The sequence below is a fragment of the Fischerella muscicola PCC 7414 genome (genome assembly GCF_000317205.1).
GTDB lineage: Bacteria > Cyanobacteriota > Cyanobacteriia > Cyanobacteriales > Nostocaceae > Fischerella > Fischerella muscicola.
This window is the reverse complement of sequence record NZ_AJLK01000029.1, coordinates 25,991-44,038: the sequence shown is the minus strand read 5'-3', so window position 1 is coordinate 44,038 and position 18,048 is coordinate 25,991. Positions and strand designations below refer to the sequence as shown.

The window sequence follows — 18,048 nt, the reverse complement described above, 5'->3', positions numbered from 1 at the left end:
CAGGTAGCGGCTTAAGGCAGGGTAGTGGCTTAAGGTAAGGGTAGGGTTAGTGGTTAGTGGTTTACTACTCCCCCTTCTGTTGTCTCCCTTGTCTCCCTTGTCTCCCTTGTCTCCCTTGTTCCCTTCCTATTCCCTGATCCCCGAAAACACTTGCTAGTGCCTGTAGTTGTGCCTGAGCTTTATGTAAAGATTCATGCCATTCTCGCTCGGGATCGCTGTCTGCGACAATTCCCGCTCCCACTTGTCCCCAGACGGTGTTGAGTGATGGGGTGATGGGGTTTCTATGATGGGGTGATGGGGGGCTAGGGGTCCCCACTTTGTGGGGTTGGGGGGCAATGGGGTGATGGGGAGAACCTAATTCGATATTTTCCTCAACTCCCCACCTCCCCACCTCCCTATCTCCCCGCACCTCTTCAGGTGAGGAGGGAACCAACAGCAGGGTGCGAATTAAGATGTTTAAATCCAAGTTACCTTGCCAATCCAAGTAGCCGCAGGAACCATAGAACAAGCTACGCCGTACAGGTTCTAGTTCTTCGATGATTTCCATACAGCGGACTTTGGGACAGCCTGTGATTGTACCACCAGGGAATATGGCACGAATCAAGTCAACAGCACTAACATCATGTCTGAGAGTACCTGTGATGTTGCTGACGAGATGCATAACGTGGCTATATCGCTCAATAGTTAATAATTCATCAACCTTCACACTTCCCCATTCACACACCCGTCCTAAATCATTGCGTTCTAAATCTACCAACATGATATGTTCGGCACGCTCTTTAGTGTTATTGAGTAAATCTTCTGCTAATTTTTGGTCTTGTTCTGGCATGATCCCACGCGATCGCGTCCCTGCGATCGGCCTGGTGGAGACGTGAAATGTCGTGTCTGTATGTCTTTGTGACTTGACTAGTCTCTCTGGTGAACAGCTAATCACTTCCCCCCAAGGTGTTTGGAAATAGCAAGCAAAGGGAGAAGGATTGATCTGCTGCAAAGCACGATATATTTCCCAACCAGAAGCAGTTGTTTGCGTTTCAAACCGCAACGACAAATTAGCCTGAAAGATGTCTCCTGCCTGAATGTATTTTTTGGCACTGTTAACTGCTGCTTCGTATTCTTCTTGAGAACTGTGGAAGCGGAGGGTGGGGTGGTGGGGTGGTGGGGTGATGGGGTGGATTTTCTGCATCTCCGCATCTCCCAATCTCCCAATCTCCCCATCATCTTCCTGTTCAAGTTTCCTCTCTAACTCATCCAACCCATCGGGACTACTGGCGGCTAACCATAAGATTTGATCCCAATGATCCAAAACAGCAAAACTATCTGGTTCGTACCAAAAAGCAACTGGAAATGGCAATGAATCAGATTTAGTGTATGGTAGCCGTTCAATTTCTCTGGCGATATCATATCCCAACCAACCCAGCCAACCCCCGGTGAAGGGGAGGTGGGGGGTTGGGGAGGTGGGGGGAGTGTGAGGGGTGTAAAAAGTATTTTCTCCTCCTTGTCTCCCATGTCCCCCACCTTCCCCTACTTTTGCTTGCAGTAACTGTTCCAGAAAGGGTAAAACATTTCCCAGCGCAGGAGTCCACATTTGGGGATGTCCATTCACATATCGAGGAGTACCTGCACAAATAGAATAACGGGCTAATTGAGGATTATCTGTGGGTGTCGGGTATGGGCTTTCTAATAAAGTTGCTATTCCTGATGTCTGTGTAAAACCAAATAAAGCTTTAAAAATATGGGAACCAGTGCGATTTTCTAAAGGAAGCGATCGCCAATACCAAGGTTGTGTCATAAATTTGACTAGCTCAATCAGCAGTAATCTAGGAGATAATTGAAAATTAATATTGAGTGTATTTTTGCTATATGTGATTGATTTATTTTATAGTAATTTTGTATACTCTATGAATAAGTATATTTTCCACTATTATGAAGATTATTCGTACTAAAATTCCTGATATTCTCATCATCGAACCTCAAGTTTTCCAAGATGATCGTGGCTTTTTCTTTGAAAGCTATAATTACCAAAAATTTGCTGAAGCAACTAGTAATTTATTTAACTTTGTTCAAGACAACCATTCTTACTCTAAACAAAACGTTTTGCGTGGTTTACATTACCAAATTCGACAACCACAGGGAAAGTTAGTCAGAGTAGTAATCGGTAGTATATTTGATGTTGCTGTAGATATCAGAAAAAGCTCCTCGACTTTTGGTAAGTGGATATGTTGTGAACTCAATGCCGAGAACAAACGCCAACTTTGGATACCACCAGGCTTTGCTCACGGATTTGTTGTCCTTTCAGAAGTTGCCGAAGTCCTCTATAAAACCACAGACTATTACGCACCCCAATATGAACGATGCATCCTTTGGAATGATCCCGAATTGGCGATAGATTGGCGTCTCACCACATCACCAATCTTATCTGCTAAAGACAAAGCAGGTAAACCTTTAAAAGAGTCCGAAGTTTATACTCAATCCCCAATTTTGGCTATGAAGTAGATGATTTTGGTTGTGGCGTAATCTGTGGCATATTTTCCCAAAATTAGAGGCTAGAAAACACCGAATTAGCTGGCTATTTCACTGCTATGATGGGTCAACTACTTCTACAATTTTGGATATGAAATAAGTAGCTAGACATAATCAAATGTAAAATGCTAATTTTTGGAACTCTGTTAGAAAGAGGGTTTTTCCTTCTGCTATCTGTCCTCTGCTGTCTGCCTTCTACTTATCCACAGACAAACAAGACTATAAAAAACAGTAATTCTTATAGCTGAGGTCTAACAAAATATAAAAAGGGAACACACGGGCATAATTGTATCAATAAAACCTAACAAAGTGTGTAACATAGTGTAAAAAATAGAAGAAATAAAACACAAGGTTGCAGTAGTACTCAAGGATTTTTGTACTAACCATGAAAAAGGCGATCGCTACCTGCCTATATCTTTGTTCATGATTCACATAATGACATCCGCTGATTTAAGATTAAAAAAACCTTAAAAAATCGGTGATTTGCTGCATAATCAGGAGCTTATAAGTATTATTTAAAACATCAATTTATGAGTAAACTAATTCTACTAATCGGCACCAACGGTCAATTAGGCAAAGAACTGCAACAAAGTTTATCAACCTACGCAAATGTAATTTCAGTCGCACGTCCTACGGTAGACCTTGCCCAGCCAGATACTGTATGCAATTTAATTAGAGAAAAGCAACCACAAATCATTATCAATGCTGCTGCTTATACTGCTGTTGATAAAGCTGAAAGTGAACCAGAATTAGCAAAAGCTATTAATACAATCGCCCCGCAAATTCTCGCACAGGAAGCCAAAAAACAACAAGCTTTTCTAATTCACATATCCACCGATTACGTTTTTGATGGTAACAGCTGTCGTCCCTATCAAGAGACAGATAAAACTAACCCTTTAAGTATCTATGGTCAAACTAAACTAGCAGGAGAAGAAGCTATTCGCGAGACTTACACTCATCATCTCATCCTGCGTACTGCTTGGGTTTATGGCACTTTTGGCAAAAGCAATTTTGTCAAAACAATGCTACGGCTAGGAAGAGAAAGAGAAGAAATTCGTGTTGTTGCAGATCAAATTGGTAGTCCTACTTGGGCAACAGACATAGCAGAAAGCATAACCAAATTAATACCTTTGTTGAATTCAGAAATTGCTGGAACCTATCACTATACAAACAGTGGTGTTGCTAGCTGGTATGACTTTGCTGTTGCAATTTTTGAAGAAGCCCAAGAATTAGGGTTTCCTCTGAAAGTACAGCGAATTGTTCCGATAACTACTTCAGAATATCCCACACCTGCCCGTCGACCTGCATACTCAGTTCTAGCATGTGCCAAAATAACTGAGACTTTGGGAAATCATGCACCCCACTGGCGGCAGAGATTAAGGAAAATGTTGAAAGAGTTGGTAATTAGTTGATTGTTGATGGTTGGTTGTTGGTTGTTGGTAGTTAGTTGATTGTTGCTTGTTGATGGTTGGTTGTTGGTTGTTGGTAGTTAGTTGATTGTTGCTTGTTGATGGTTGGTTGTTGGTTGTTGGTAGTTAGTTGATTGTTGCTTGTTGATGGTTGGTTGTTGGTTGTTGTTAGTTAGTTGATTGTTGATGGTTGGTTGTTGGTTGTTGTTAGTTAGTTGATTGTTGATGGTTGGTTGTTGGTTGTTGTTAGTTAGTTGATTGTTGATGGTTGGTTGTTGGTTGTTGTTAGTTAGTTGATTGTTGATGGTTGGTTGTTGGTTGTTGTTAGTTAATAATTAGTAATTGATGTGTTTTTTATTTTTATTACCCCATTTTCTACTACCACAACCACTATCTACTAATTACTGTACGGGTGCATAGCTAGCTGTGCCCTCCTAACCAAACAACTACCAACAAACAACCACCAACAAACAACATGAAAGCATTAATTCTGGCTGGCGGTAAAGGTACTCGTTTACGCCCTCTTACTTATACAGGGGCAAAGCAACTGGTTCCCGTTGCCAATAAACCAATTTTGTGGTATGGCATTGAAGAGATGGTTGCTGCTGGCATAACTGATATTGGCATCATCATTAGCCCAGAAACTGGAACAGAAGTACAAGCCAAAACCGGAAATGGCGATCGCTTTGGCGCAAAAATTACTTATATCCTACAAGACAAACCAGCTGGACTTGCCCACGCCGTGAAAGTTGCTTATCCCTTCTTAAGAAATTCGCCTTTTGTCATGTACTTAGGCGATAACTTAATTCAACAAGGCGATTTAAGCTACTTTTTACAAAAATTTACTACTCAACAGCAAGATGCCATTATTCTCCTGCGTCAAGTCAGCAATCCTAGCGCCTTTGGTGTAGCTAAGATTGATGAAACAGGGCGAGTTTTGCAGTTAATCGAAAAACCCAAAGTACCCCCATCTAATTTGGCATTAGTAGGAGTTTACTTTTTTTCTCATGTTATCCATGATGCGATCGCCTGTATCCAACCTTCCGCAAGAGGTGAACTGGAAATCACCGATGCTATTCAATATCTAATAGATCAGCAAAAGCAAGTTCTAGCCTGCCAATTGGAAGGCTGGTGGCTAGATACTGGTAAAAAAGATGATTTGCTAGAAGCGAATCGTCTGATTCTGGACACCTACTTAAACACAAAAATTTTAGGGGAAATCGATGCCGAAAGTAATATCATTGGACGAGTTCAAATTGGTGCTAATTCTCAACTAGTGAACACTACTATTCGTGGTCCTGTAGTTATAGGTAGCAATTGTTATTTAGAAAACTGCTTTATCGGCCCTTACACCAGTATTGCCGATAATACCCAACTTATTGAAAGCGACATAGAGCATAGTGTAGTTTTGGAAGGTGCTAAAATAACAGGAATTCATCAACGTATAATTGACAGTGTGATTGGACAAAGGGCGCAATTAACTACTGCACCACAGCGTCCTAAAGCTTTGCGGTTTATGATTGGTGATGACTGTCAAATTGAATTAACGTGATTTATTTTTTAACAGTCAACTATTATTCAACAAATCTTATTGCCAAATTAATAAGTTCTCTACCCAGGGATAAAAAATTAGGTTTCCAAGTAATTATTATCAACAACTCTTGTGATGATAATTCCATTGTTAGTCTAAAAGATGAGAATGTAATTATCTTGAATGCTACCAAGAATTTAGGGTTTGGTAATGCCTGTAATCTTGGTCTGAAATTTATATATGCTCAAGAACCACAGGCAATTGTTTGGATAATTAATCCGGATGCATATTTAATAGAAAGTGATTTAGAGAAAGTTCAATCATTTTTTAAATCTTATCCCGAAATTTCTATTCTTGGCACAATTATTCATACTCCTGCTGATGAAGTTTGGTTTGCAGGTGGTTATTTTAATGTTAAAACAGGTGAAATTTCGTCTCGTAATTTCTTCACTGAGCAAAACCAAGATTATATTAAATGTGATTGGATAACAGGTTGTAGTTTCATCATTAATCTTTCCAATTTTGGGAAATGCCCTTTATTTGACCCTGCTTACTTTCTTTATTATGAAGACTTTGATTTTTGTCAACGTTACACCCAACAAGGACATTTAATCGCAGTAACTCAGAAATTTGGAGTTATACATCAACCGTCTTCTATAACTAATAAATATGTCTTCCGCAAAATCAAAAATAGTACTTATGGTTATTTACTAAGTTTAGATAGATATACAAATCAACTAGTTTTTAGCTTGAGATTAACCAGACTGTTTTTTTATGCGTTGTTCTTAATGTTCATCAAGCCTCAGATAGGGTTGGGGAAAATATATGGAGTTTTTCTTTATTTTTGGAAAAGAGGTAATGAGTAAACAACAAGATACCCGAATTCTTGAAGAAGTCTGGTATCTAATATATCAATTTTAACAACTAATTTACGATTGCTAATAACTGATAATTTAAATGTTAGGCTAAGGTTATCTTAGTGAGCTTGAAACTACAGACTAGTGTTATGGTTGTGCAAACTCTACCCCGTTACTACTCAACAGCAGAGTATTTGGCACATGAAGAAACTGCTGAGTACCGTAGCGAATATTGTGATGGAGAAATTGTTCCAATGACAGGAGGTTCGATTAATCATAATCAAATCATTGTTAATTTAATTATTGCTCTAACTTTTGCTCTCAAGGAACAATGTTACAGTGTTTATGCCAATGATCTACGTTTGTGGATTCCTCGCTATCGTCAATACACCTATCCTGATGTCTTAATTATCAAAGATGAACCTATTTTTGAAGAAGGACGTAACGATACAGTCCTCAATCCCTGTATAATTTTTGAAGTTCTCTCAAAGTCTACAAGCAGTCGCGATCGCGGTGACAAATTTACTTATTACCGTTCTATACCTGAATTCCAAGAATATATTTTGATTGACCAGTATTCTACCCACATTGAGCAGTTTAGTAAAACTTCTGATGGTAATTGGTTATTTAGAGAATCTGAGGATAAAGATGGAGTTTTGACTCTATTTTCAGTAAACTGTCAAATACCATATCATCAAATTTATGAGCGAATTAAGTTTGAATAAATGAGCGATTTATTAATTAATTTATCTGTGGTATTTTCTCAACCTACAGGTATAAGTAACTATGCTAAAAATATTTTTCCTTATTTAAAACCTCTTGATCCCACCTTATTAACAGCCCTAAATTATCCAGAATTTAAATGTTACTCAATTCCTGGTAATCTTACCCCTGCGGATGGGACAAAAGGCCATTTTGATCGCTTGCTATGGACACAGTTTAAATTACCAAAAATATATAAAAATTTAAAATCTCAACTGATTTTTTCCCCTCTTCCAGAAGCATCGCTTTATTCTAATTGTCGTTTTGTCGTGATGGTTCACGACTTAATTCCGTTGCGTTTTCCTAAGCGCTTTTCGCCCCTGACACCCTATTTTCGCTACTATATTCCCCAAGTTCTTCAGCAGACACAACACATTATTTGTAATTCCCAAGCTACAGCCACAGATATTACTGATTTTTACCAGGTTCCTGCTAGGAAAATCACGCCAATTCTCTTAGCACATGATGTTAATCATTTTCGACCTGTTAGGGAAGATACGGGAATATGGAGACAAGGAGGACATGGGGGACAAGGAAGTAGTCTTTCTTCTTTGTCTTCTCATCTCTCGTGTGTTTTCATAGCCCCGTCATCAAAATCTTGCCCTTACTTTCTCTACATTGGTAGACATGATCCCCATAAGAACCTACATAGACTGATTGCTGCTTTTGCAGGCTTACCAAATCATTTTGATTACCAATTGTGGTTAGCAGGGCCACAGGATAAACGTTATACTCCCCTGTTGCAAGCGCAAATAGAGGAATTGGGTATCGCTAAGCAAGTCAAATTTTTGGATTACGTTCCCTATAGTGAATTACCAAAAATTATAAGTGGTGCGATCGCACTCGTCTTTCCTAGTCTCTGGGAGGGTTTTGGTTTCCCAGTTCTAGAAGCAATGGCCTGCGGTACTCCTGTGATTACCTCTAATATTTCCTCTCTCCCAGAAGTTGCTGGTGATGCTGCCATTCTCATCGACCCATACAATATCAAAGAAATTACAGACGCAATGGCTAAAATTGCTACTAATATCCAACTGCGCGATCGCCTATCTATGGCTAGCATCACTAGGGCAAATCAATTTAGCTGGGAAAAAACAGGACTAGCAACGGCAGAAGTGCTGAAACAGTATCTTTGAAAATGTTGATAGTTGATTGCTGTTTGTTGATAGGAACAACCACCAACCACCAACAACCAACAATTCTTATGGAGTTCCTACTGCCCCAGAGTAAACCAAACCCCGTTGCATATCCATTGTCAGAATCGATCCATCTCGAATTACTTGTGTTGCCTTCTTGACACCAACTATCACAGGAACGCCGAGACGCAAACCAATGACTGCGGCGTGACAAGTGAGACTGTCTTCCTCAGTGATAATACCTGCGGATTTGCGAATTACTTCGACAAAATCGGCACTAGTCCGGGGTGCAACCAAAATATCACCAGGATTAAAGTTACTCACATCCATACTAGTGTGTGCTACCCTGGCACGACCACTGACTGAACCTTGCCCAAGTCCAATTCCCCGTCCTAATACAGCTGTCACAACTTCTACTTTAATCAAATCCGTGGAGCCAGACACTCCTTGGAGTGTACCGGCGGTCATGACTACTAAATCTCCCTCAAAAACGAGATTATTTTCTAAAGCTACGTTAATTGCTGCTTGGAACGTTTGACCAGTGGAGGGCAATTCTAATACCAATAACGGTTTGACTCCCCATACTAGTTGCAGTTGTCTGGCGACATTAACATGGGGCGTGATAGCCAAGATTGGTGTCCAAGGACGAAATTTGGAAACATTGCGAGCTGTGGAGCCTGTTTGAGTCAAGCTCATAATGGCTGCGGCTCCCAATTGTTGAGCGATTTGTCCTACTGCTTGGCTAATCGCGTTAGGAATGGAACGTTTGCGATCTCTAACTTGGCTAGCGTTGTTGTTTTGGATGTTTTCTTGCTCGATTTTTTCCGCAATCCGTGCCATTGTCGCCACAGCTTCGACTGGGAACTTACCAACAGCAGTTTCATTGGAGAGCATCACCGCATCCGTACCATCTAAAATCGCATTGGCCACATCCGACACTTCGGCACGGGTAGGACGGGGATTATTGACCATGCTGTCTAACATCTGGGTGGCAGTAATGATGGGAATTCCCAAACGATTAGCAGTAGCAATTAATCGCTTTTGCAGCATGGGAACATCTTCTGCTGGCAGTTCCACCCCTAAATCGCCTCTAGCAACCATCACGCCATCACACAAAGCCAAAATAGCTTCCATTTGTTCGATCGCTTCGTGCTTTTCGATTTTGGCAATCACTGGAACATTTTTACCTGTGCTAGAAATTAGTTCCTTAATTTCCATCACATCCTGGGGGTTACGAACAAAGGAAAGTGCCACCCAGTCCACACCTTGATCCAGACCGAACATCAGATCCTCACGGTCTTTGTCGGTCATGGCTTTGATGGAAAGGTAGACTCCAGGAAAGTTTACGCCCTTGTTGTTGGAAAGAGTCCCAGGGACGGTAACACGACAGTGGAGATCGCCTTTTTCCTTTTCAATATCCTCTACAAGCATTTCGACGCGCCCGTCATCAAGGAGAATCCTTGCTCCTACAGGCACTTCGTCTGCTAAATAATCATAGGTAACGCAGCTAATTTCTTGTGTACCAACTACTGGACGATTAGTTAAGGTAAAGCGATCGCCTTTTGCTAGCACTATCGACCCATTCTCAAACTTGCCCAAGCGAATTTTCGGCCCTTGCAAGTCTTGGAGAATTCCCACCGGTTGATTAAGTTCAAAGGCTGTTTGCCTAATCAGGCGAATGTTGCGCTGATGATCAGCATGAGAACCGTGAGAAAAGTTCAATCGCAATGTCGTTGCACCAGCTTCAATAATAGCTTTGAGCATTTCTGGACTGCTGGTGGCAGGGCCAATGGTGGCAACAATTTTGGTTCGGCGTAAAGAGTCTTTCAATTGCATAGAGGCTGACAAATTCAGTTATCAGTTATCAGTTATCAGTTGTCAGTTTTATCAATGTTCACTGATAACTGTTCACTGTTCACTGATTTAATAGCGGGAACTTCTAGCAGGTTAAAGATCAAAGCTTGAAGCTTCGACTCGAATCATACCGTTATTTTGCCCATGATATGCGAAGATTATCGATAAATCTTGCTACACAAAACTTTAAAACTTTATTATTTTTCACAGTGGATTTAGTGCTATCACTTTTCCTCTAGGGGAAAAGTGAAGGGGAATGTTTTTTACTTTAGCCTTCCCCCTTACCCTATAAAAAATGAAATCTCTTGACCAACAGCCAATTGCCAAGGAGGATAACTATGTAGAAAATTTCCAGGATGAAGTGTGAAGTATGAAATTTTTTTATCCTTCTGCCTTCTGCGGGGCCCCCACAAATTCGCGATTCGGAGAGCGAATTTGTGGGGAACCCCTTCTGCCTTCTGCCCTCTGTCTTCTGCCTTTTTTTTACTAGCAACATTTGATTAATTAAGGAGTTCACGATGCTGACGTCGGAGGCACAGAAGCCACTGACAGTCCCCCCCAAAGAATTGTTAGCGCCTCCCGGTGGTTTTAATCCGACGCTGCTAATGTTTTTGGCAGCTGTGGCGATTGTTGTTTTATCTTGCCTTGGTTACTGGGTTTGGCACTGGCCGCACTGGATATCATTTGTCATGAACATCATTGCCCTACATATTTCCGGTACGGTAATTCATGATGCTTGCCACCAGTCTGCCCATCGCAACAAGATAATTAATGCGATATTGGGGCATGGTAGTGCTTTGATGCTAGCTTTTGCTTTTCCAGTATTTACACGGGTACATTTGCAGCATCATGCTCATGTCAATGATCCAAAAAACGACCCGGATCATTTTGTTTCTACAGGTGGTCCCCTGTGGTTAATCGCAGTGCGTTTTTTCTACCATGAGGTATTTTTCTTCAAACGACGTCTCTGGCGCAAGTATGAACTTCTTGAATGGTTTCTCAGCCGTTTATTTGTGGTGATAATTGTCTTTGCCTCAGTTCATTACCATTTTTTAGGTTACGTTCTCAATTTTTGGTTTGTACCTTCTGGCATCGTCGGGTTAGCTTTGGGATTATTTTTTGATTATTTGCCCCATCGTCCTTTTGCTGAGCGCGATCGCTGGAAAAATGCTCGTGTCTACGCTAATCCAATTCTCAACATTTTGATTCTCGGACAGAACTACCACTTAATTCATCATTTGTGGCCTTCTATTCCTTGGTACAATTATCAGCCTACATACTATCTCATGAAACCTCTGTTAGATCAGAAAGATTGTTATCAATCTTTAGGATTACTCCAAAAAAAAGATTTTTTTGATTTCCTTTACGACATTTTTTTAGGAATTCGTTTTCACCGAAAAAAATCAGTAGAATAGGAGCGAAACATTGCAACATGTATCCTTAGATTAAACTAAAAAATTTTTTCCTAAAAATTCTTCTTCCGTACAATAGTTAATAGTTGGTAGTGGGCTTATGACCACTAACCACTATTTACTAGGATGGTATGCAAAACACTAGCTAAAGTAAGCACTGGTGATGAAGATGAAAATTTGGATGTGGAGTACTATTGGACTACTCGTTACTAACTTAGTCGTGGTTGGAATTGTAGCGTTTTTGATTTATAGAGATAGTGTCCAACCAAACCAGAATCGAGCGCTCAGTGAACATAAATTAGTGATAATCAAAACTTAGTACAAAATTGCCAAACTTCGCGCCCCTTTGCGTTCTCCTTTGCGATCCTTTGCGTTTAATAACACTACGAATTAATGCAAACCAGTACTTAGGGAGAGACATGTTTATGTAATTGCAAGTCTTGCACTTTCGGAGTAGGATTAACTATCTGTACAGACCAATAGCTGACAACCATAAGAATTACACCAGAGACAGCACCAAGCACTAGACCAATTAACAAAGCTGGTTTTTTAAGAAAAATAGTAATAGTGGTATTTCTTGTCTGACTATCATCCTCAAAATCTTGATTATCACTTTGTCCAGATGAGAGGTTTTGAAGTTGCAACCCCTCGTTATCTTGCCTTATTTTGTAAAAATTTCTTGGTGACAGTAACGTCTCTGGGATGGTGAATTTACTCGTTTGCTCATCCAACAGTGGTGGTGATATTTTATTCTCTCCAGAAATTAGATGAGTATCCGCTTCTGGCGGTAAAGTTTGGGATGTAAAGGTGAATAGCGATGTAGAAGTAAATTTTGTCTCCTGTGTTGATGCGTAGAGGTTAGCTAACGGTAGCAATGCTAATAGCGCCTCTTGTGCTGATTGATATCGGTCTTTAAAGTGGTAATGCACCATCTTATTAAGTACTGAGGCAAGTTCAGCACTTACTGGAGTTAAATGTTGCCAAATCACTTCACCCGTATGCCCGTCTTCTGGTAATTGTGTTGGATGTACCCCTGTCAGGGCTTGGATGCCAATCATACCCAAAGCATAAATATCACTATTGCACCGTGGTTTGCCTCGTTCTTGTTCATGAGGCATATAGCCAGGTGTGCCGATCGCAATGGTAGTATTTTGTTCAGGGGGAATAAAATCTTTGACCAATTGATTCCAGATGGGCTTAACAGCACCAAAGTCAATCAGAACTAAGCGATGATCTTGCTTACGCCTGAGAATGTTGCTTGGCTTGACATCTCGGTGAATCAACCCGTGACTATGAACAAAATTCAGGATTTCTAAAACTTCTACTAGTAGTTGAAAAACTTCCTTTTCTAACCACTGTTTACCAAGGGTAAGCTCTACACTTAGAGGATGCCCATCAATAAATTCTTGTACTAAATAAAACTCTAAATTATCTTCAAAATGAGTCAGAAGATTGGGAACTAGGTTATAATCACCCAGTTTTTTCAAGGCTTCTGTTTCTCGAATAAACAGTCGTCTACGTATTTCTACTGGAATAGGACATTTATCACTTGGTAAGAAATGCTTGACTACACAAGTAGGACAGCCGGATGAGTAAATATCTTGTGCTACATAGGTTTGACAAAATATACCTTGACTTAAAACTTGAACAACTCGGTATCGTTCTCCTAGCAACTGACTCAACATGTCACGATTGATCTGACGGCTATATTAAGTAACTTTACTTAAATCAAATTTACTTAATAGATTTAATATATAGTTCTTATAAAGAAAGTTTTAGGTATAACCACCAGAAGTTACATTTAAATCTTATCAAGAGTTATCAAGAGCGTGCATTCAAATCCAAATTGCTTTGACCTAGTAAACGCCAGTAAGAGAAGATGACTAATGAACGTAGAAGAAGCGTCACACTCAGCAGAGACGCTGTACAGATAGTCAGAGGTCTAGTTGTCGGCGAACTGATCACAATTATTATTATTGGTGGACTCTGGTTATGGCTCAGACCACGCTTGCAAATCGATAACCGTGCTTTCTCTAGACCTGCGAGTCAAAGTACAAATACTACCTCTGATCTTAGCGATTCAACTTTCCAGACAGTGACAAATGTTCCCATTGGCTCATTCAAACATGGTGGGAGTACTGCTTGGGCATCTGTTAGACCGTTAGTAGACGCCCAGATCCAAAATCTTCGTCCGGAACTACAGTTACGCTATGTAGACCCCATCAACAGCAGTCCCGGTTCTGGGTCGGGAATTCAAATGTTACTTGATCAGGAATTAGATTTTGTTGAATCTTCTCGTCTCCCCACCGCCGCAGAACAGGAAATAGCTAGGCAGCGAGGTTTCACACTTGCATCACGTCAAGTTGCTGTTGATGGTGTGGCGATCGCAACTCATCCATCACTACAAGTTTCAGGTATAACCGTAGAACAATTACAGCAGATTTATTCCGGCAAAATCACTAATTGGCAGCAAGTAGGTGGTCCTGATTTAGTAATTACTGCCTTTTCTGGGCGTCCAGAGAGCGCAGATACAGTCATATCTGCTGACAAGCAAATATTAGACCCGCAAACTTTTGGTTCTAAAATTCAGTATGTCTATTCTCCTACGGAAGCACTGCGCCGAGTTAACCAGACTCCTGGTAGTATTTATTACGCTGGGGCTCGGACAATAGTACCTCAATGTACAGTCAAACTTTTAAATGTGGGTTTAGTTCCTACAAAATTAGTTTCACCCTACATTGAACCTTTAGTAGCAAAAAATCAGTGTCCGCAAAAGCGCAATCAAGTAAATACGGAGGTTATTAACAACGGCAGTTATCCAATAATTACCAAATTGTATGTGATTACTAAACAGAATAATGGTCAACAACAGCAAGCAGGAGAGGCTTATACAAATCTTTTGTTGACCGATCAAGGACAAAGGATCATAGAGGAGGCTGGCTTAATCCCGATGCGCTAGGGGTACAACCCAATCAGGACGCAACTTTTGGGCATGGCGTAAATAGATATGAGATACTGACCCAGATGCTGGCAAATAAGCATGGACTAAAAACCGAATACAGCGTTCCAAACTGCCTTCGACATGCATTTGCTGTACATCCAGCATGGCGACAGTATCCCAGTGGGGGCGTTGGCGTGCTATTGCAGCAGGAAAAATTGCATCCAAGTCCTGTGTGACTGTAAAAGTAATGCTAATGATATCTGAAGGATGCAGTTGATTGCGTTTTTCCAACTCATCTAATAGTTCCATTACTGATTCTTGCATTGCCTCAACCGTATTTTCGGAAACGGTTGTTGCGCCGCGAATAGCACGCGTTCGCCACTCTACCATTTATCCTCCTTAGTTAGTCATTGGTCATTGGTCATCAGGAAAGAGATCAAGTGTCATTAGTCAATTAGCAAAGGACAAATGACAAATGACACTTGACAAATAACAAATGACAAATTTATGGTCTATACAACCACAAAGGTAGACCACTTGTAGACATTTCAAACTCTAGCCAGCTAATTCCAGATGCAGCCTGACTATTCCCGGGAAGTAAGCGACTCAGTAGAGGTTTGCGTTCTTCTAGGGTAAAGACGGGTGTTTTTTCCGGATCAAGACCAACTAATTCTGCTGCCCAACGACGAGCATCTTCTTCTGTTCCTAATCTGTCTACAATACCCAATTCTAAGGCTTGCTGACCAGTAAAAATCCGACCATCGGCAAAACTTCTCACAGTTTCTACTGCTAAATTCCTTGCTTCGGCGACTGTTTGCACAAACTGTTGATAACTAGTATCAATCAATTCTTGCAAAATATTTTGTTCTGGTTCAGTCAGTTCTCGGTCAAATGCCAAAATATCTTTGTAAGGACCAGACTTGATTACTTTGAAGGAAACACCAATTTTTTGTAGCAAGCGTTCTAAGTTGTTACCGCGCAGAATCACACCAATGCTACCCGTAATTGTTCCTGGGTTAGCCATGATATGTTCAGCGCCCATACCAATGTAGACACCGCCAGACGCGGAGATATTGCCAAAACTAGCTACGATTTTTACTTTTTCACCTAAGCGTTTGAGGGCGCTGTAGATTTCCTGGGAATCACCGACTGTACCGCCAGGACTATCAATGCGTAGCAGCAAAGCCGGGAATTTTTTCTCTTCTACGGTTTCTAGGGCTTCTAGTACCCGTTTGCGAGTGTTGCTTGCGATCGCACCAGTAATTTCAATTCGAGCTATTTGTTTACGAAATCTAGGCTTAAAAGGCCAAACCATGTGCAGTCAAGAATACTTCTAAAGTCAATAAAAGGCAAAAGTGCTAATCCGAATTTTAATGGAATTTTTATGGTTTGCGTGTGTATTATTGATGTTTTGCTTTTCTATCAATCTGTTTTACACGCGAGTCAGGGTGTAGACACCAAAGTCTACAAGACTTTTGTAGACCTTGCACCATAAAAAAATTTAATTTGGTTCTGATTCAATTTACCCAGTTGCAGAGATAAACAATTTTTTCATTTAACATCTGAATTACAGAAATTTTTATCTATAAAAATCTTGCTTGATTTTGTAACGAGTTAAATATTACGTCACAGCGAAAATTAATAAGATTATTTAAATTATATCTAAAATTTGACTATATTTAAGCTTGTTGTCTTCCACAGATCTCAGCCTACCTATTACTCTCATTAGAAGTAGCAAGAGTAGGGTAAGTCGGCTACGGGAATGGCTTCGGCGTAGAGAAAAATGCTAAGACTCTACGCCCATCTACAGCAGAGGTATCTTCTTTTACTGGCTGCATCTTTATCCTCAACGATATTAGCTTGAACTCAGCAGTCCATCAGGGAGATTAACGTAAGATTTGACACCGATAATAAGCATAAGTATCAAACAGTCCCCCGACAAAGCTACAGGTCAAACTAATAGTAAATAATCCTCCGATCGCGTTGCCGCTACCAAAAATAGCGAGAAACTGCATAATGGGAGTAGAGATCGCTTCAGTCACAGTTTGTAAGACCGGGATATGACCCATTAGCGATACAGTTAACAGTATGCTGCCGACCAGGAACATAGGTGCGACAAAGCTAAAAATAATCGTCAGCAGTAGCGATCGCAGAAAGTTAATCCAAATCGTCATGAAGGTCTAGCTCCCTGAATTAAGAGACAATAGCTGTTTTCCTAAGTAGTCACTTTCTACAATAAGTGCGATCGCTCTTCAATGGGCGAGATTTCAAAAATCTTAAGTTTTCATTAAAATACCTACACACAAATTTTCAGGTGTATTGTCAAGCTAAACAAAGCACTAAATCTAGAGAATCCCTAAAAACCAAGCCTGACGCGACTAGCTACAAACATACCCATAGACAAAGCAATGTTAATTTCTGAGAATTTCTGAGATGAGATTTAAAGTTAGTTAACCGAGGTGGGGAGATGGGGAACTCACCGGACCCCACGACCGACAGGGAGGAGCCAGTGCGGTGGACGGGTTTCCCGGCATAAAGCACCTGGCGTTGGGGATTAGGGGCAGTGGGGAGATGGGGAGGTGGGGAGATGGAGAGATGGGGAGTGTGAGGAGTGTGAGGAGATGGAGGAAGTGTGTAGACGCGTAGCGGCTTAAGGTAAGGGTGGAGTGTGAGGAGTAAGTCATGTTAAAGAACAACTAAACTACTAACTACTAACTACTAACTACTAACAACCAACAACCAACAATCAACAATCAACAATCAACAACCAACAACCAACAATCAACTAAATTGCTATTCTTATTGCAGTTACTGAGTTAGCTGGTGAACATTGAGCGAGATTACATCAACATCTAGTTTGGGAAAATGGAGTCAGCGGTTACTGGCGGCGATTTTTTTAGGTGGACAAGTTATCATCCATCTCCTCAGAGGTAAAATCCATCGTCGCAATACCTTAGAACAAATGGCTGTAGTAGGGCCAGATTCGCTGTTTATTGCCCTATTAACGGCTGTTTTTGTAGGTGCAGTATTTACTATTCAGGTAGCGCGGGAGTTTATCACCTTTGGTGCAGGAAACCTTGTTGGTGGAGTCTTGGCAGTAGCCTTAACACGGGAACTCTCGCCAGTCTTAACAGCTGTGGTGATCGCAGGACGTGTTGGTTCGGCGTTTGCAGCCGAGATTGGCACAATGCGGGTAACTGAACAAATAGATGCTTTATTGATGCTAAAAACTGATCCAGTGGATTATTTAGTTATCCCCCGTCTGCTTGCTTGCCTATTGATGATGCCAATTTTGACCCTGCTATCTCTGGTGACAGGAATGTTGGGGGGTTTGATCATTGCCACAAATATTTACAATCTCTCTGACACACAATTTCTGGACTCTGCCCGTAATTTTCTTGGCACTTGGGATATCATCAGCGCCATGATCAAGGCGTGTTGCTTTGGAGTTTTGATAGCTGTAATTGGTTGCAGTTGGGGTTTGACAACAACGGGAGGAGCCAAAGGTGTGGGACAATCGACGACAACTGCTGTCGTGACTGCCTTGTTGATCATATTTATTAGTAATTTCTTTCTTTCTTGGTTAATGTATCAAGGAACAGGTAGTGCGTTATTGCAGGGGTTTTAGG

General features: G+C 40.8%; 15 protein-coding genes. 9 read left to right on the top strand and 6 right to left on the bottom strand.

Features of this window, described 5'->3' with window-relative positions; genetic code table 11:
* Positions 1-64: 64 nt before the first annotated feature.
* Positions 65-1,789, bottom strand: coding sequence for an anthranilate synthase component I (locus UYI_RS31910; RefSeq protein WP_016865401.1), 1,725 nt, complete (start codon positions 1,787-1,789; stop codon positions 65-67).
* A 134-nt stretch (positions 1,790-1,923) separates the two neighbouring features.
* On the opposite strand from UYI_RS31910, the gene rfbC reads away from it, so the two are divergent.
* The 6 genes from rfbC (at position 1,924) to UYI_RS0104080 (ending at position 8,212) form a co-directional block, all read left to right on the top strand.
* Positions 1,924-2,493 carry a dTDP-4-dehydrorhamnose 3,5-epimerase gene (rfbC, locus tag UYI_RS0104105; protein WP_016865400.1) on the top strand — a complete coding sequence of 190 codons (570 nt, stop codon included), beginning with the start codon at positions 1,924-1,926 and terminating at the stop codon, positions 2,491-2,493.
* 557 nt (positions 2,494-3,050) lie between these two features.
* On the top strand, positions 3,051-3,932 hold the full coding sequence (gene rfbD, locus UYI_RS0104100) for a dTDP-4-dehydrorhamnose reductase (RefSeq protein ID WP_016865399.1): 882 nt from the start codon (positions 3,051-3,053) through the stop codon (positions 3,930-3,932).
* Between the two features lie 472 nt (positions 3,933-4,404).
* Positions 4,405-5,481, top strand: a complete 1,077-nt coding sequence (locus UYI_RS0104095) for a glucose-1-phosphate thymidylyltransferase (protein WP_016865398.1) — start codon at positions 4,405-4,407, stop codon at positions 5,479-5,481.
* On the top strand, positions 5,478-6,326 hold the full coding sequence (locus tag UYI_RS0104090; RefSeq protein WP_016865397.1) for a glycosyltransferase: 849 nt from the start codon (positions 5,478-5,480) through the stop codon (positions 6,324-6,326). The genes UYI_RS0104095 and UYI_RS0104090 overlap by 4 nt, the downstream gene beginning before the upstream one ends.
* Before the next feature lie 140 nt (positions 6,327-6,466).
* Complete coding sequence (locus UYI_RS0104085; protein ID WP_016865396.1) at positions 6,467-7,042, top strand: Uma2 family endonuclease; 576 nt, start codon at positions 6,467-6,469, stop codon at positions 7,040-7,042.
* Positions 7,043-8,212, top strand: a complete 1,170-nt coding sequence (locus UYI_RS0104080) for a glycosyltransferase family 4 protein (RefSeq protein WP_016865395.1) — start codon at positions 7,043-7,045, stop codon at positions 8,210-8,212. It begins immediately after the preceding gene.
* A 66-nt stretch (positions 8,213-8,278) separates the two neighbouring features.
* Here the strand turns inward: UYI_RS0104080 and pyk are convergent, their stop codons facing one another.
* The gene (gene pyk, locus UYI_RS0104075) at positions 8,279-10,048 is read right to left on the bottom strand and encodes a pyruvate kinase (RefSeq protein WP_016865394.1); all 1,770 of its coding nucleotides are present in this window, start codon (positions 10,046-10,048) and stop codon (positions 8,279-8,281) included.
* A 536-nt stretch (positions 10,049-10,584) separates the two neighbouring features.
* On the opposite strand from pyk, the gene crtR reads away from it, so the two are divergent.
* Positions 10,585-11,481, top strand: coding sequence for a beta-carotene hydroxylase (crtR, locus tag UYI_RS0104070; RefSeq protein WP_016865393.1), 897 nt, complete (start codon positions 10,585-10,587; stop codon positions 11,479-11,481).
* A gap of 404 nt (positions 11,482-11,885) precedes the next feature.
* On the opposite strand, the gene UYI_RS0104060 is transcribed toward crtR, so the two are convergent.
* Positions 11,886-13,163: a serine/threonine-protein kinase gene (locus UYI_RS0104060; RefSeq protein ID WP_016865391.1), complete on the bottom strand. Its 1,278-nt coding sequence runs from the start codon at positions 13,161-13,163 to the stop codon at positions 11,886-11,888.
* A gap of 194 nt (positions 13,164-13,357) precedes the next feature.
* Here UYI_RS0104060 and UYI_RS31905 point away from each other — a divergent pair, with 194 nt between their 5' ends.
* Positions 13,358-14,437: a PstS family phosphate ABC transporter substrate-binding protein gene (locus tag UYI_RS31905; RefSeq protein ID WP_016865390.1), complete on the top strand. Its 1,080-nt coding sequence runs from the start codon at positions 13,358-13,360 to the stop codon at positions 14,435-14,437.
* Here UYI_RS31905 and aroH read toward each other — a convergent pair.
* From aroH to UYI_RS0104035, 3 genes are all read right to left on the bottom strand, one after another.
* Positions 14,420-14,809, bottom strand: a complete 390-nt coding sequence (aroH, locus tag UYI_RS0104045; protein WP_016865389.1) for a chorismate mutase — start codon at positions 14,807-14,809, stop codon at positions 14,420-14,422. The genes UYI_RS31905 and aroH overlap by 18 nt on opposite strands.
* Before the next feature lie 115 nt (positions 14,810-14,924).
* Entirely contained in the window at positions 14,925-15,734 is an 810-nt protein-coding gene (sppA, locus tag UYI_RS0104040) for a signal peptide peptidase SppA (RefSeq protein ID WP_016865388.1), read from the bottom strand.
* Positions 15,735-16,305: 571 nt separating this feature from the next.
* Positions 16,306-16,593 carry a hypothetical protein gene (locus tag UYI_RS0104035; protein ID WP_016865387.1) on the bottom strand — a complete coding sequence of 96 codons (288 nt, stop codon included), beginning with the start codon at positions 16,591-16,593 and terminating at the stop codon, positions 16,306-16,308.
* A gap of 683 nt (positions 16,594-17,276) precedes the next feature.
* On the opposite strand from UYI_RS0104035, the gene UYI_RS0104030 reads away from it, so the two are divergent.
* Positions 17,277-18,047 (top strand): MlaE family lipid ABC transporter permease subunit, encoded by a 771-nt coding sequence (locus tag UYI_RS0104030; protein WP_026085725.1) that lies wholly within the window; start codon positions 17,277-17,279, stop codon positions 18,045-18,047.
* The last annotated feature ends 1 nt before the right edge of the window (position 18,048 follow it).